This window comes from Candidatus Accumulibacter vicinus, from assembly GCF_000584955.1.
Taxonomy (GTDB): Bacteria; Pseudomonadota; Gammaproteobacteria; order Burkholderiales; family Rhodocyclaceae; genus Accumulibacter; species Accumulibacter vicinus.
This window is the reverse complement of sequence record NZ_JDSS02000019.1, coordinates 221,687-223,159: the sequence shown is the minus strand read 5'-3', so window position 1 is coordinate 223,159 and position 1,473 is coordinate 221,687. Positions and strand designations below refer to the sequence as shown.

The following is a 1,473-nucleotide window of genomic DNA, read 5'->3' as shown; positions in this document are numbered from 1 at the left end:
CTGCGCAGCAGCCGGCGCTGCCAGTCGCGCACGCGCCGGCGCTTGGTCTCGTGGCGCGGCTGCAGGTCGGGGTCGGCCGCCGCCAGGCCGGTTTCGTACAGCGCCTGGCCGGCGAGAAGCGCGCCCCACTGCATTTCGCTGTCGGGTTCGGGCGCTTCGGGGTCCGGATCGACCCCCTCGCCGCACAGCGCCTCGACCAAATCCCAGATCGCACTCGGGGTGTTCCTGGCGCTCGCCGCGGCGAGCAGAAGGACCTCGCGCCAGCGGTCGGGGTCGGTTGTCGCGAGTCGGCTCAGTTCGTCCGGAAACCTGAAGCGCGCTAGGTGGCAGGCGGCCAGATACTCCTGGAAGGAACGGTGCGGGAACTGGTACCAGCCCTCGCCGTGCGCGCTGAGCAGTCCGGCACGGTCGCGCAGGTACTCCTCGAGGCGCATGAGCCGGGCGTCCGGCCGGTCGCGCGAGGCGGCACGCAGCGCCTTCGTCAGCGCGTTTTCGTGGATGTCGGCCGTGCCGGTCAGCGAGGGCTGCGCCAGGTGTACCTCATAGGCCAGGCGGTCGATTTCGCGCCGAATGCTCTCGCGGCTGGCGCCCAGCCACTCGCCGAGGCAGGGTTCGTCCATCGGTTGGCCACGGCGGTCGGAGCGCGGTTTGTGACGTTCCCACTCGTCGAGCAGCATGCCGACCGACTCGGCGTACAGCTTCTCGCGGCTTTCCGGCAGTTCGCCGCCGCCGCGCGTCTGCAGCCGCGCCATCAGGGTCAGCAGCAGCGGTCGCGTCGCCAGATCGCGCAGCTCGCGGCGCTCGCTGGCGCGCTTGAGCCTCGCCGCGCCGTCGGCCGCCTGCGACGCGCTCAGGCGCGCCAGGTCGTGCGCCATGTGCGCGTACCAGGCGTCGATGAAGCGCTCGATCTGGCCGCGCGTGAAGGGCAGCAGTTCGCGTTCGGCGAAGCCGGCGAGTTTCCAGTTCTGGCGCTGGTAGGCGTAGGTACGGCTGGTGACCAGGAAGCGGCACTTGCCGTACAGGCCGGCGAAGGCCTGCACGGCCTGCTTGACCTGGGCGCGCCGGTTTTCGGCGTCGGGAACTTCGTCCAGCCCGTCGAGCAGGACCAGCCCGCCGCGGCCGAGCAGTTCGCGCTGCAGGGGGTCGGCGTAGCGCCGCAGCGGCTCGGGCCACTGGTCGACGATGAAACGCCACAGCGTGCCGGCGTCGACCGCGGCGTCGGCCGGCACGCTGGCGGCGAAATCGCGCAGCACGACGCAGACCGGCAACAGCGCGCCGTGCGTCCAGCGTTGCCGCCGCGGCTTGGCGTCGGCGGGCGAGGCGTCGGGTTCACGCGGGATCGGCCGGCGCAGAAGCTTCAGGTTGGCGGTCGGCGATCCCAGAAGCTCGCCGGCCAGGCACAAGGCGACGAAGTTGAGGAAAGTCGTCTTGCCGCTCCCCGGTCCGCCCATCAGCACCAGCGAACGCTCGCGG

At 71.7% G+C, this 1,473-nt stretch carries 1 pseudogene; it reads right to left on the bottom strand.

Annotated elements, in window-relative coordinates:
• Positions 1–1,473 (bottom strand): annotated as a pseudogene (locus tag CAPSK01_RS07425) (hypothetical protein); the annotation flags it as partial.